This window comes from Paenibacillus sp. FSL H7-689 (assembly GCF_000517905.1).
Classification (GTDB): Bacteria; Bacillota; Bacilli; order Paenibacillales; family Paenibacillaceae; genus Paenibacillus; species Paenibacillus amylolyticus.
Genome location: NZ_ASPU01000034.1, coordinates 1 through 15680, shown reverse-complemented (window position 1 = coordinate 15680; position 15680 = coordinate 1). Strand labels below are relative to the sequence as shown.

The 15680-nt window shown below is 53.4% G+C and carries 3 protein-coding genes; all 3 read left to right on the top strand.

The features are described from left to right. Positions 1 to 874 precede the first annotated feature (874 nt). The gene (ectB, locus tag C170_RS21705; RefSeq protein WP_036614038.1) at positions 875 to 2158 is read left to right on the top strand and encodes a diaminobutyrate--2-oxoglutarate transaminase; all 1284 of its coding nucleotides are present in this window, start codon (positions 875 to 877) and stop codon (positions 2156 to 2158) included. Positions 2159 to 2581: 423 nt separating this feature from the next. Next, positions 2582 to 2704: a hypothetical protein gene (locus C170_RS31525; protein WP_256721367.1), complete on the top strand. Its 123-nt coding sequence runs from the start codon at positions 2582 to 2584 to the stop codon at positions 2702 to 2704. Positions 2705 to 2912: 208 nt separating this feature from the next. Then, positions 2913 to 15680, top strand: a 12768-nt coding sequence (locus C170_RS21700; protein ID WP_235200820.1) for an amino acid adenylation domain-containing protein, incomplete at its 3' end; no start/stop codon positions are given.

Below are 15680 nucleotides of genomic sequence, written 5' to 3'. Positions count from 1 at the left end.
AAAGATCATTTGAATGGTAAAGGAAGATGACTGAACGTGACGGGTACATCTTTCAGCAACTCACAAAATGGTATGCCAAGAAGCAACAATGCGCTCGATGAAGAAGCTTATTACGCGAAGTAAAATTATTGACCGTTCAATTCGGACTCAGAACGCGATTGTAATCTGCATGTAAATGAGTGAAGGACATCGGAAAGCGTATAAGGGAAAACCTCACCTACGGTTTGACGAGGAGGAGCAGAATATATTTACCCTTTACTCTAACAGAGGCGTAGAGAAGAAGGCGTGATACAAAACGATGTCGGCTACCATCCGTGCGGACGCTGTGACCAGTTTCCAGCCAGGCTTTCAGAAATTGGTCAGGTAATCATGTTGAAAATTACAAAGTGCAAGGAATCGGAACACCGGCAAAGAATATTTAAAGGGAATATATACCAAATTTACCTGTTAAATGACTGAATGTCAACACTCGTCGAATTCCTTGATTGATGTCAAATCATGCCCAACGTTTCTTCTCCATTCACTATTTTTAACGAAAAATGTTAACACATAATGTTTTATGAACCAAATTTAACAATATAATGACTATATTTAACAAAAATTTCACTATACATTCTTGTAGATTTTGATATAATTCAACCTAGGTCTTATTCCCTATTATTCTAATAAATGGAATTGTAGGGTTTTTTATACCCATCCAAGCTGTGTGCGAGAGACCAGTATACTGGCTTACCAACAAGCCGGCATGTGGGGACCAACAATTGTGGAAAATGACAGCCTAGAATATGTTGCTCCATGACGTCAGAAGGTTTAGAAAGGAAGGTTCAGAAAGATGGAGCCAACCTTATCCCAATTCCGATGGAGGATGAAGCGAGTGAGCATTTTTGAAAAGCTGGAATCCAACGTAAGATCTTACTGCAGAAGCTTTCCGGTGGTATTCGACCGGGCCAAGGGAGACCTTTTATATTCTGAGGACGGAAGAGCATATATTGATTTCTTTGCAGGTGCCGGGGCACTCAATTACGGCCATAACAACGATTATATTAAAGACCGGGTTCTCGATTACTTGACCTCCGACCGGATTATGCACGGTCTGGATATGTATACAATGGCCAAGCGTGAATTCATCCAGAGCTTCTCCGAGCGGATCCTGGAGCCGAAGAAGCTGAATTACAAGCTTCAATTCTGCGGTCCAACAGGGACGAATGCGGTGGAAGCGGCCCTGAAGCTCGCACGCAAGGCGAAGAAGAGAAGTGGAATATTCGCATTCATGGGTGGCTTCCACGGCATGTCGCTCGGCAGTCTGTCGGCGACAAGCTCCAAGTCCATGAGAGAAGGGGCGGGGCTTCCTCTGGACGGAGTTACGTTCATGCCGCACCCGAGCGGGGCTTTCGCAGAAATGGATACGCTCGGTTATATCGAGAATATCCTGACTGATTCGCACTCCGGAATCGACAAGCCGGCCGCGATTCTGCTTGAAACGGTACAAGCCGAAGGCGGAATTCACGTTGTCGACGCGCAGTGGCTACGTGAGCTGCAGCAGATTTGCCGCAGGCACGATATTCTGCTCATTACAGACGAGATTCAAGTAGGATGCGGCCGGACAGGCGAATTCTTCTCCTTCGAACGTGCGGGGATCGAGCCGGATCTCATTACCCTGTCGAAGTCGATCAGCGGGTACGGCCTGCCAATGTCCCTCCTGCTGCTGAAGCCCGAACTGGATATCTGGACGCCGGGCGAGCACAACGGCACCTTCCGCGGCAACCAGCTGGCTTTTGTGGCCGCGAAGGCTGCTCTCGAGTTCCGGGACAGAACCGAACTGGAAGCTCAGGTGAAGCAGAAGGAAGAATATGTGCGCTCGTTCCTTGATCAAGAAATTAAGCCTCTACATCCGTCCATCGCCATCCGCGGACTCGGCCTGATCTGGGGCATTGACGTCTCGGGGTTCATGGATGAAACCGGGGCGAAGCGGGTGGCGGATATCAGCTTCGAGAACGGGCTCATCATTGAAAGAGCCGGCAGAGGAGATTGTGTGCTGAAGATCATGCCTCCGCTGACCGTCTCGATGGAGCATCTGGCCGCCGGCTGCGACATTATCAAGTCCAGTATGCAGCAGGTGATCTCTCAGGAGACCAAGGATTTACTAGTAACGACCTAAGCTTGGCCAAGCCGATGGTCGCCCCCGGCAAGAGGCACGAAAGTGCCTTCCGGAGGGCGTGCGGACTTGATGTTAAGGTAGCGCTTTCACCTCACGCTACCTGCGGTAACGTCAATCAGCATGGAATTCTCCGGCAATCCAAGCGCAGTCCCGTTCGTGCCATACGGAGCATTCTTTGAGCCTCATGCAGTACCCTCGTTAAATTTAATCGTCAGGAAAAGCTCACTACCCCGCAGCCGAATCTTTACTTATCCACACCAGGGCTGTGGGGGAATAATCAAATCGTACATAGAGTGTATCAATACCCCTTAAACATAGGCTTCGTCAAAGGTAGCTCGGGTACCAAATCAGGAGGTACGATCGACTTCCTGCTGGACGGCCGGAACCCTGCGGCAAGCCTTACATCGACAGGAGGAACATTCCTTGTCGTCTATCCCCAAATCCAATTCCGAACCCCAAGTTAAACCAAATCCCGTCTTCGGGTGGCTCGTCCGCAGCAATCTTATTGAAGCAGAGGAGTCCGAAGTAGCCGCATCTCTTGCGTAGAACGATGTTTGTTGTCCTTTACGCATGGGAGCCGAGCGGTACAGCTGCTAGGCAGAGGATTGCCGTATGCGATCAACCGGGCAATCCAAGCGGTGACATGGCGTAAGCCATTGATATTGTTGTCAGATGTTTGAAAAGGAGTGGAGCGTTGCTTCGGCATATGCTCTGCCGGATTGCTTTTACCGATGAAGAGAGGGGAACGATCCAGATGGCTTTTGAAAAAGAAACGTTGTTTTGGAACGAAAAATTCGGTAGTGACGATTATACCTTGACGCGGTTGCCTTACAGCAAAGCTCCAAACTCCCTGGTGCCCAATGTGAAAACCGTTGGCGGTTCGCTTTCGGAGGAAGCGGCGCAGCGGGTCCTTCAAATGAGCAAGGGTGCTCCGCTGGCTGCTTTTATGATTTTGCTCGCAGGTGTTCAGGCACTCTTGCATAAATATACAGGTTCTTCAGACATTCTGGTTGGCATGCCGGTTGTGCCGAAAAAGGGGGAGACGCGTCGATCCGTTAATCATACGGTCATTTTGAAAAACTCGCTTTCGGTGGGGGCAACTTTTAAGACGCTTCTGAGCGAACTGAGGACTTCCTTGCCGGAAGCCATTCAGCATCAACATATTCCGTTCTTGAAAATGACGGAGAAGCTGGATCTGCAATATGCAGAAGGGATACCCTTCGTCCATACGCTAGTATCCCTTAAGGAGTTGCATCTGGACGAAATTGGGCAAAACGTGGTCACGGACTGTTCCTTTGAATTCAGTTTAGCCGGCGGGACGATACAGCTAGCGCTGTCATATAACGAGCACTTATATGACTCCGAGTTCATGGATCGGGTCGTCGGCCATCTGAATCGCCTACTGTCCGTGGGGCTTCATGAGTTGGAGCTGGACATCGTACGAACGGACATGCTGTCGGAGGACGAAAAATTTCAATTAATACAAAGCTTCAACGATACCGAGAAGGACTATCCTCGTGATCGGACGATTCATCAGCTTGTGGAGGAGCAAGCGAAGCGTGTGCCCGAGGCGACGGCGGTTGTCTTTGAGGGGCAGCGGCTTTCATACGCAGAGTTGAACGAACGGGCGAACCAGCTGGCGCGTACGCTACGATCGGTCGGTGTGCTGCCCAATCAGTTGGTAGGCTTGATGGTTAGGAGATCGCTGGAGACGGTCATTGGCATTTTGGCGGTTCTGAAAGCTGGCGGTGCCTACGTGCCGATCGACCCGGAGTACCCGGAAGAACGTATTCGCTACATTCTGGAGAACTCGAACGCGCAGCTGCTGCTGACTCAAAGAGAGCTGTTACAGCAAGTCCCGTTCGAAGGGACCGTATTGGCGCTAGATGACAAGCAGGCCTATAGCGACGATGGCTCGAACCTGGAGGCGGCCAGTGGTCCACATGATCTTGCTTATGTCATTTATACGTCAGGTACAACGGGCAAACCCAAAGGGGTCATGCTGGAGCATCGTGGTTTGGTCAGCTTGAAGTTGATGTTCGCAGACAGGCTGGGCATTACGGAGCATGACCGGATCGTTCAATTTGCGAGCTTGTCCTTCGACGCATCCTGCTGGGAAGTGTTCAAAGCACTCTATTTTGGCGCGGCTTTGTACATCCCGACGGCCGAGACAATTCTCGACACACGTCTGTTCGAGAGTTATATGAACGAGCATGCGATTACGGCGGCGATTTTGCCTCCGACGTACAGCGCTCATTTGAACCCGGACCGTCTTCCCAGCTTAACAAAGCTTGTAACGGGAGGTTCGGCGGTATCGGCCGAATTCGTGCAGCAGTGGAAATCGAAGGTTCACTATTTCAATGCTTACGGCCCTACCGAAGCTTCGATTGTTACGACGCTTTGGGATGCGGATGAGCAGCAGCCGGAGCGCAGAGTCATTCCGATTGGGCGCCCGCTGTCTAATCATCAGATTTTTATTTTGGATGCCCACCTGCAACTTGTGCCTCCGGGAGTGGACGGCGAGCTGTGCGTTGCAGGCGTGGGGCTTGCGAGAGGTTACCTGAACCAGCCGGAGCTGACGGCAGAGAAATTTGTGGAACATCCGTTTGCGCCGGGAGAACGCCTTTACCGGACAGGAGATCTCGCCCGCTGGCTGCCGGACGGTAATATGGAGTATTTGGGCCGGATCGACCATCAGGTGAAAATCCGTGGATTCCGAATCGAGGTCGGTGAGATTGAAGAGCAGCTTCTGAAGATCGACTCGGTGCAGGAGACGATTGTGATTGCGCGGGAAGGCAAAAGTGGGCAAGAACTGTGCGCTTACCTGGTCGCTAGTCTCCCTCTTACGCTCGGCGAGCTGAGAAGCGCGCTGGCGCAAAAATTGCCGAATTACATGATTCCGGCACATTTTGTTCAGCTTCCGCAGATGCCGCTCACCCCGAACGACAAAATCGACCGCAAGGCTTTGCCTGCACCGGAAGGAAACGCACTGACCGGCGGCGAGTACGTAGCTCCACGCAATGAAGCCGAGCGGACACTTGCCGATGTGTGGCAGGCGGTATTGAACGCCGATCGCGTTGGGGTAACGGATCATTTCTTCGAGCTGGGCGGAGATTCGATCAAGTCCATTCAAGTATCTTCGCGGCTTCATCAAGCCGGGTACAAGCTGGAAATTCGGGATTTGTTCAAATATCCGACGATCTCACAGCTTAGCCTGCATGTGATACCGATCGGACGTACCATTGATCAAGGCGAAATTACGGGTGAAACGGCGCTGACGCCGATTCAGCATTGGTTTTTCGAGAGCTCCTTTGCGGACCCGCATCATTTCAACCAGTCGGTGATGCTGTACCGGAAGGAACGCTTCGACGAAGAGATGGTACGTCAGGTGTTGCAAAAGCTGGCCGAGCATCATGACGCCTTACGGATGGTGTTCCGCAAAACGGAACAAGGGTTTAGCGCACGGAACCGCGCGATTCAGGAAGACGAGATGTTCACGCTGGACGTGTTCGACTTCAAAGATGCGGAGAATCCCACGCAGACTGTGGAAGCGAAGGCAACGGACATTCAAGCGGGCATCGATCTGGAGAACGGGCCCCTCATGAAGGCGGGACTGTTCCAGTGCGCGGACGGTGATCATTTGCTGCTCGGGGTTCATCATGCTGTGGTAGATGGCGTGTCTTGGCGCATTTTAATGGAGGATTTCGCTCTAGGTTACGAGCAGACTGGCAAAAGCGAAGAAATTCGTTTCCCGGCGAAAACAGATGCGTACCGCACTTGGTCCGAGCAGTTGGCTGCTTACGCGCAAAGCCCGGAGATGGAGAAGGAACGGGCCTATTGGCAGGCCGTGGATCAAATGGAGGTTCCGGCCGTGCCGAAGGATACGGAGGCGGACGTTACGACGCAGCAGGACAGCGAATCGCTGTTTGTCCGTTTGGCTCCCGAAGAAACGGAGCTGCTACTGAAGCGGGTTCACCGTGCCTTCAACACCGAAATGAATGATATTTTGGTAACGGCGCTTGGCATAGCCTTACGCAAATGGACGGGGCACGAACGGGTGCGGATCAATCTCGAAGGACACGGACGTGAATCGATCGGAACGGATATCGACATCACGCGTACAGTTGGCTGGTTTACGACCAAGTTTCCGGTCGTCCTGGAGCCGGAAACCGACCGGGATTTGACCTATCAGATTAAACAGGTCAAGGAAAACTTGCGCCGCATTCCGAACAAGGGGCTTGGGTACGGCATATGCCGCTATCTTTCGAAATCGGAGGATGGCTTGGTTTGGGGCGCAGAGCCGGAAATTAATTTTAACTACCTCGGCCAGTTCGACGATGATGTCAACCAGGGCGAGATCGGCATATCTTCTTATTCGAGTGGCAGCCCGGCTAGCGACCGGCAGGCGCGCAGCTTTGTGCTGGATATCAACGGTATGGTGCTGGACGGTGCTTTATCGCTCGATCTCAGCTACAGCCGGAAGCAGTATCGCAAGGAAACGATGGAAGCCTTCGCTCAGCGGCTTGAGCAAAGTCTCCGAGAGCTCATTACCCACTGCGCAGGCAAAGAGAACACCGAATTGACGCCAAGCGACGTGCAATTTAAAGGCTTGACCATCCCAGAGTTGGAGCAAATCGCCCAGCGCTCGAGTCATCTCGGGGAAATCGAAAATATCTACTCGCTGACGCCGATGCAAAAGGGTATGTGGTTCCACAGCGCGCTTGACCGGCAAACGGCAGCTTACTTTGAGCAGACGCGGTTTACGATGCGGGGAGCGCTCGACGTCCAGCTTTTTGAGAGGAGCTGGATGGAGCTTGCAAAACGTCATCTGGTGCTGCGGGCGAATTTTGTGAATGGACCAGCGGGCGAGCCGCTGCAAATCATATACCGCGATAAGCCAGTCGGCTTTGAATATGAAGAACTGCTTCATTTGCAGGTACACGAGAAACAAGCTTACTTGGATGAAAAGGCCGAGGAGGACAAGCTTCGTGGCTTCGACATGGAACATGATGCGCTCGTTCGGTTTAAGATTCTACGCACCGAAGAGCAAAGTTATCACGTACTGTGGAGTTTCCAACATATTTTGATGGATGGCTGGTGCCTGGCTCAGCTGACGCAGGAGTTGTTTGAGATATACTCGGCCCTGACCTCTGGGAAGCAGCCAGCGGGAGGTAAAGGATCGGATTATGGCGATTATATCGAATGGTTGGAGAAACAGGACGATCAGGCAGCATCCGGCTATTGGACGGCGTTCCTGGCAGGCTACGAAGGGCAAACCGTACTTCCGGGGCAAAAGGAACCAGCGCCGAGCGGCAGATTTACGGCTGATCACGTCACCGTCGAACTGGGCAAGGACTTGAGCAAACGGATGGACCGGGTGGCGAAACAGCACCTGGTTACAGTCAATACGCTGCTGCAAGCCGTTTGGGGCGTGATGCTGCAAAAATATAACGGAACAAACGATGCCGTATTCGGCAGTGTCGTTGCCGGAAGACCGGCGGAAATCCCGGGCATTGAGTCTATGATCGGGCTGTTCATCAATACGGTGCCGGTCCGCGTCAATAGCGAAGTGGACACCGTGTTCGCCGACCTGATGGCGAAGCTCCAAGAGAGGGCGCTGGATTCCGGGCGTTATGATTACTATCCGCTGTATGAAATTCAAGCTCGCAGCGTGCAAAAGCAGAATCTGATCAACCATATCATCGCTTTCGAGAACTATCCGGTGGACGAGCAGATGGAGCAGGCGGGGGACCAGCAGCACGGCGGCCTGACAATTGCTGACGTTCAGATGGAGGAGCAGACGAACTATAACTTCAACGTGACTGTAATGCCGGGAGCCGAGATCGAAATTCGATTCGACTTTAACGCCGAAGTGTTCGATAAAGACAGCATTGAGCGGCTCAAGGGGCATCTCGTGCATCTGCTGGAGCAGGTAACGGATAACCCGGAAATTACTGTGGGCGAGCTGGAACTTGTGACGGAGGCAGAAAAGGCCGACCTTCTCGGACGTTTTAACGACACCACGACGGAATTTCCGCGCGGGAAGACGCTCATTCAATTGTTCGAAGAGCAGGCGGAGTACATCCCGGATGCAGCCGCCATCTCCATGAATGAGCAAGAGATGACTTACCGGGAGCTGAACGAACGTGTCAACCGCCTTGCCCGTACCTTGCGCAGCCACGGGATATCCCAAGGACGTCTGGTCGCCATTATGGCTGAGCGTTCCATCGAAATGGTTGTAGGTATACTGGCAGCACACAAAGCCGGAGCCGCTTACGTACCGATTGACCCGGAATATCCAGAGGAGCGTATCCGTTTCTTGATAGAGGATTCAGGAGCGCAGGTTATGCTGACACAAAGCCGCTTGCGCGAGCGCCTGGCGGGTGTGGACTCGTTGATTTTACTGGATGACGAGTCCTTCTATCACGAGGACGGAACAAACCTAAATCAAGGGATTGAAGCGACAGATCTGGCCTGCGTGATCTATACGTCAGGCACGACGGGCAAGCCAAAAGGCAACCTTGTTTCGCACCGCAACATTGGGCGCGTTGTGCAAAATACAAATTATATTCACATCACCAATCGCGATCATGTCCTCCAGCTTTCGAGCTATTCGTTCGACGGAGCGATTTTCGATATTTTTGGTGCTTTGACCAACGGGGCGCGGCTGGTGCTGGTTCCCCGCGAGACGTTGCTGGAAATTGGTCTACTGGCGGATCTCATCCAGCGCCAGCGCATATCGGTCATGTTTATTACGACGGCTTTCTTCAACGTGCTTGTAGATGTGAACGTCCATTGTTTTCGGGATGTCCGGGCGATTTTGTTTGGAGGAGAGCGTGTCTCGGTTGGTCATGTACGTAAAGCACTCACCCATCTTGGAGCGGGTAGGCTCAACCATGTGTACGGACCGACGGAAAGCACGATATTTACCACGTACCTTCCGGTCGACTTCGTTGATGAGTCGGCGCTTACCGTTCCTATCGGACGACCAATCAGCAATACGACGGTGTATATCGTCGACAGCCGGAATAAGCTGCTGCCGATCGGCGTGGTCGGGGAGCTATGTGTCGGCGGAGAAGGTTTGGTACGTGGCTACAATAACCGGCCGGAACTGACGGCGGAGAAATTTGTGCACAATCCTTTTACGTCAGGAGAGCGCATGTACCGGACGGGGGATTTGGCGAAATGGCTACCGGACGGCACGATTGAATATGTGGGACGAACGGACGACCAAGTGAAAATCCGTGGCTTCCGCATAGAGCTGGGCGAGATCGAAGCTCAGCTTCAGAAAGTGGAGGGAATTCGGAAAACGACAGTATTTGCGCGGGAAAACGTGTCCGGCGAAAAGCAGCTTTGCGCCTATTATGAAGCGGACTGTGAGCTTCCGGCGGCCGAGCTGAAGAGCGTGCTGTCTCAGGAACTGCCGGCCTATATGATCCCGACGTACCTGATCCAGTTGGAGCGTCTCCCGCTGACGACGAATGGCAAGGTTGACCGCCGCTCCCTCCCGGCACCTGAGGAGAGCTTGCAACCGGGCGAAGGACATACTCCGCCTCGGACTCCGCTCGAAGCCAGCTTGGCTGAAATATGGAAAAGCGTGCTTGGATTGGAGCGTATCGGGGTTCATGACAACTTCTTTGACTTGGGCGGCCATTCCCTGCGGGCAACGACACTGGTGAGCAAGGTGCATCAGGAGTTGAACGTCGAGTTGCCTCTGCGCGACGTATTCCGCTACTCAACGATCGAACAGATGGCTCTCGCCCTCTCCCGGATTGAAGAACATTCGTTCTCGTCGATTCCGCTGGTAGGCGCAAGAGCGTATTATCCACTTTCCTCAGCTCAGAAGCGGCTGTTTATCCTGAATCAGCTGGAAGGAGCCGAGCAGAGCTATAACATGCCGGGTGTGCTGCTGCTCGAAGGATCAATTGACCATAGCCTGCTGGAGAAAGCTTTCCGCGGACTGATCCAACGTCATGAAACGTTGAGAACCGGATTTGAGGTCGTGCAAGGCGAAGCGGTACAGCGTATTTACGAGAGCGTTGATTTTTCCGTCGTGTGGCGACATGCGAACGAGGAAGAAGCATCTGCAGTCGTGCAGGCTTTTATCCGACCTTTCGACTTGGCGAAGCCACCGCTGCTGCGTGCCGAGCTCGTAGAGCTGGCCGCCGATCGTTATTTACTGATGTTTGACATGCACCATATCATCTCCGACGGGGTTTCGATGGACGTGTTCGTTGAGGAACTCGTTCGTCTGTATGGCGGTGAGTCATTAGAGCCTTTGCACATTCAGTACAAGGACTATGCAGTATGGCAGCAATCGGACGAGCAAAAAATTCAATTGAAACGCGAGGAAGCTTACTGGCTGGACCGTTACCGGGGCGAGATGCCGGTTCTGGAAATGCCAACGGACTATCCGCGTCCTGCTGTACAGAGCTATGAGGGACATACGCTGACGTCCTTCTTGGACGAGGCAACGAACGAAGGCTTGAAACAGCTGGCCGCTCAAAGAGGAACGACGCTATATATGGTGTTGCTTGCCGCATATACCGTGCTTTTGCATAAATACACAGGTCAGGACGATTTGATCGTCGGAACGTCGATTGCGGGCAGAACGCACGGCGACACGCAGCCTTTGATCGGAATGTTCGTCAACACGCTGGCGATCCGCAATTATCCGGCTTCGGAGAAGACCTTCCTGTCGTATTTGGAAGAAGTGAAAGAAACGACTTTAGGCGCTTACGAGCATCAGAATTATCCGTTCGAAGAACTCGTCGATAAAGTGCAGGTTAGCCGGGATTTGAGCCGCAACCCGCTGTTTGACACGATGTTCTCCCTGCAAAACCTGGAGGAGTCAGAGTTTGAGCTGGAAGGGCTGAAATTGTCCCCGTACCCTAGCGAATATGGTATGGCCAAGTTCGACCTGAGTGTGGATGTTACGGAAGAAAATGGCGGACTGGAGTGCAACTTTGAATTCGCAACGGCTCTTTATAAAGAAAGCACGATCCGGCGGCTGTCGATTCAATTTGGACATTTGCTTGCGGCGATTGTAAGCCATCCGAATGCGAAGATTGCCGAGTTGGACTTGCTGACGGAAGAGGAAAAAGAACAAATTCTCGGCGCGTTTAACCCGGCGCAGCCGGAAGCGGCTCCGGCGGCCGCGTTCCACCGCCTGTTCGAGGAACAGGCGGAACGTACACCGGAAGCGGAAGCGGTTGTCTACGAGAACGTTCGGCTGACGTATGCGGAGCTGAACGTACGGGCGAACGGCTTAGCGGCCACGCTGCGCGCAAGTGGAATCGGCCGGGAGGAGATTGTTGGCATTCTCGCCGAGCGCTCGGTGGACCTGCTGGTGGCCGTGCTGGCCGTTTGGAAAGCAGGCGGGGCATATGTACCGCTTGACCCGGATTATCCGGCGGACCGCGTGCGGTTTATGCTTGAAGACAGCGGAGCGAAGGTGCTGCTGACACAAACGTTGCTGAGAGAGCGTGCTGAAGCTTGGCTCAGCCAAGAGGAACTGGCACTTGCAAAGGTGTTGTACCTCGACGACGAAACGTCATACAGCGAAGACCGGGAGAATGCACCGCTTGGCTCCAGCATGGTTTCCGGTAAAGTCTCCGGCGAGCTGACGGGTGCTGTGAACAGCGATGATCCGAGTCATCTGAAGGTTGCTGGCTTGGACAGCTTCCATGAAGCTCGTCCGGAGGACCTAGCGTACGTGATCTACACGTCGGGGACAACAGGCAAGCCGAAGGGTGTAATGATTGAGCACCGCAGCTTGGTGAACACGGCAGCGGGCTACCGGCGGGAATACCGGTTGGATCAGTTCCCAGTCCGGCTACTGCAACTCGCCAGCTTCTCGTTTGACGTGTTCGTGGGTGATATCGCACGCACGTTGTATAACGGAGGCACCATGGTCATTGTACCGAAGGATGATCGGATTGATCCGTCTCGCCTGCACCACTGGATAGAGCGGGAGCAAGTGACGATCTTTGAATCAACACCGGCACTGATCGTACCGTTTATGGAATACGTGCACGAGCAAGGGCTGGAGTTGAGCGGGATGGAGCTGCTCATCACAAGCTCGGACAGCTGCAGTGTGGCGGATTACCGGACCTTGCAGGAGCGTTTTGGCTCATCGTTCCGCATTATTAACGCCTACGGCGTGACGGAAGCAGCGATCGACTCCAGTTTCTATGACGAGGAGTTGGCGAAGCTGCCGCAGACAGGTCATGTGCCAATCGGAAAAGCATGGCTGAATGCGAAGTTTTACATCGTGGATGCACATCTAAATCCTGTTCCAGTCGGTGTGCTGGGCGAATTGGTTATCGGCGGAGTTGGGGTAGCACGTGGGTACTTGAACCGTCCAGAGCTGACGGAAGAGAAGTTTGTAGACAGTCCTTTCACCGCTGGTGAGCGGTTGTATCGCACGGGAGACTTGGCGCGGTGGATGGAAGACGGCAACGTGGACTTCATCGGCCGAATCGACAACCAGGCGAAAATCCGGGGCTACCGGATCGAGGCGGGTGAGATCGAGTCGCAGTTGCTGCGGGTGGAAGGTGTGCGCGAAGCGGTGGTGCTGGTTCGAAGTGATGCGAACGGTCAGAAGGCGCTGTGTGCGTATTACACGCCGGATACCGGTGCGAAGCTGTTGGTGAACGATCTGCGCAGTGCGCTGGCACAGGAGTTGCCGGGTTACATGATCCCGTCGTACTTCGTGGAGCTGGAGCGCTTGCCTCTGACACCAAACGGGAAAATAGACCGGAAGGCGCTGCCCTCGCCGGAAGGGGAAGCGGGAAGTGGAACGGAGTATGTCGCACCGCGCAATGAGCTGGAAATGAAGCTAGCGGTGATTTGGCAGGAGGTGCTGGGGCTTACGAAGGAGATTGGCGTTTACGACAACTTCTTCGACATCGGCGGCCACTCCCTGCGAGCGACAACGTTGGTCAGCAAGATTCATAAAGAGTTGAACGTGGATTTGCCACTGCGCGACGTGTTCCGCCATTCCACGATCGAGAGCATGGCTACCACCATTTCTCGGCTGGATCAGCAGATATTTATTTCCATTCCGGTGACGGATGTCCGAGAGGTGTACCCGCAATCTTTTGCTCAAAAACGTCTCTTTATTCTGAATCAGCTGGAAGTTGCGGAGCTTAGCTACAACATGCCGGAAGCGATGCTGCTGGAGGGTGCTTTGGACCGGGCAAGGTTCGAAGAAACGTTCCGTAAGCTCGTGGCGCGGCATGAAATGTTGCGCACCGGGTTTGAAATGGTGGATGGAGAAGCATCACAGCGGGTTTACCAGGACGTGAATTTTGCGGTGGAGTTCTATCAAGCGGATGAGCAAGAGGTCGAAGCGGTGGTTCACGGTTTCGTCCGTCCGTTTGACTTGGCTAAGCCACCGCTGTTGAGGGTAGGCCTTGTTGAGCTGGCTCCGGAACGCCATATTCTGATGTACGACATGCATCATATTATTTCTGACGGCGTTTCAATGGAAATCTTTGTTGAAGAATTCGTACGTTTGTATGGTGGAGAGCAATTGGAGCCGCTGCGCATTCAGTACAAAGACTACACCGTTTGGCAGCATTCGCAGGAGCAGCAGGAACGGCTTCAGCATCAGGGGGCGTATTGGCTGGACATGTTCCAGGGCGAGCTTCCGGTGCTGGAAATGCCGACCGACTATCCACGTCCGGCTGTACAGAGCTACGAAGGTCAAACGCTGGAGTTTTCCTTCGACGCTTCAAAAACCGACGGCCTGAAACAGCTGGCTTCGGAAACGGGCACGACGCTGTTTATGGTGTTGCTTGCGGCGTATAACGTGCTTTTGCATAAATATTCAGGTCAGGAAGACGTAATCGTTGGTACGCCGATTGCCGGAAGGAATCATGGAGATGTGCAGCCGTTGATCGGGATTTTCCTAAACACGCTGGCGATTCGCAGTTATCCGTCTTCGGAGAAAACATTCCTTTCATATCTGAACGAAGTCAAAGAAACAACTCTGCGTGCCTTTGAGCATCAGAACTATCCGTTTGAACAATTGGTGGACAAGGTGCAAATCACCCGTGACTTAAGCCGTAATCCGCTGTTCGACACGATGTTTACGATGCAGAATACGGAGAACGAGCAATTTGAGCTGGAAGGGCTTCGCCTGATTCCTTATCCGAGCGTACTTGATACTGCGAAGTTTGATATCAGCTTGGATGTGGGCGAGGAGAACGGCGGCTTGGATTACAGCTTTGAATATGCGACAGCTCTTTACAAAAGGGAGACGATTGAACGGCTGGCAAAACATTACGAGCAGTTGCTCCTGACAATTGTAAACCGTCCAGATGCGAAGATTGCCGAGCTGAACTTGCTGACAGCAGAGGAAAAAGAACAAGTTCTCAATGCGTTTAATCCAGCGCAGCTAGAAGCGGCTCCTGCGGCTACGTTCCACCGTCTGTTTGAGAAACAGGCAGAGTGTACGCCGGAAGCGGAGGCCGTTGTGTATGAAAATAACCGCCTAACGTATGTGGAGCTGAACGAGCGAGCGAACCGCTTAGCGGTCACGTTGCGTGCAAATGGCATCGGTCGGGAGTCAATCGTTGGCATTCTCGCCGAGCGTTCGGTGGACTTGCTGGTGGCCGTGATGGCCGTCTGGAAAGCAGGCGGCGCGTATGTACCCCTCGACCCGGATTATCCGGCGGACCGCGTGCGGTTTATGCTCGAAGACAGCGGAGCGAAGGTACTGCTGACACAAACGCCGCTGCGAGAACGTGCCGAGGCCTGGCTCTGCGAAGAGGAGCTGGCGCTGATGTCGGTGCTGTACCTCGACGACGAAGTGTCGTACAGCGAAGATCGGGCAAATGCTCCGATGTGCTTTGATCAAGGCTCCAACATGGCTTCCAGTCGGGTCTCTGGCAAACTAACGGGGGCTGTGAACGGTGCGGATCGGAACCATCTGGATGTTGTGGATGATGTTGATGTTGTTGGCATGGACAGCTTCCATGAAGCCCGCCCAGAGGATCTGGCGTACGTGATCTACACATCGGGAACGACGGGCAAGCCGAAAGGTGTGATGATCGAGCACCGCAGCCTAGTGAACACGGCGGCGGGTTACCGGCGGGAATACCGATTAGATCAGTTCCCGGTGCGGTTGCTGCAACTCGCCAGCTTCTCGTTTGACGTGTTCGTGGGCGACATTGCCCGGACGCTGTACAACGGAGGCACGATGGTGATTGTGCCGAAGGACGACCGGATCGATCCTTCTCGTCTGCACTACTGGATAGAGCGGGAGCGAGTGACGATCTTCGAATCAACACCGGCGCTGATCGTGCCGTTTATGGAATACGTGCATGAGCAGGGGCTAAAGTTAAGCGATATGGAGCTGTTGATCACAAGCTCGGACAGTTGCAGTGTGGCGGATTACCGAACCTTGCAGGAACGCTTTGGCTCGTTGTTCCGCATCATTAATGCCTACGGTGTGACGGAAGCGGCAATTGACTCCAGTTTCTATGACGAGGAGTTGGCGAAACTGCCGCAGACA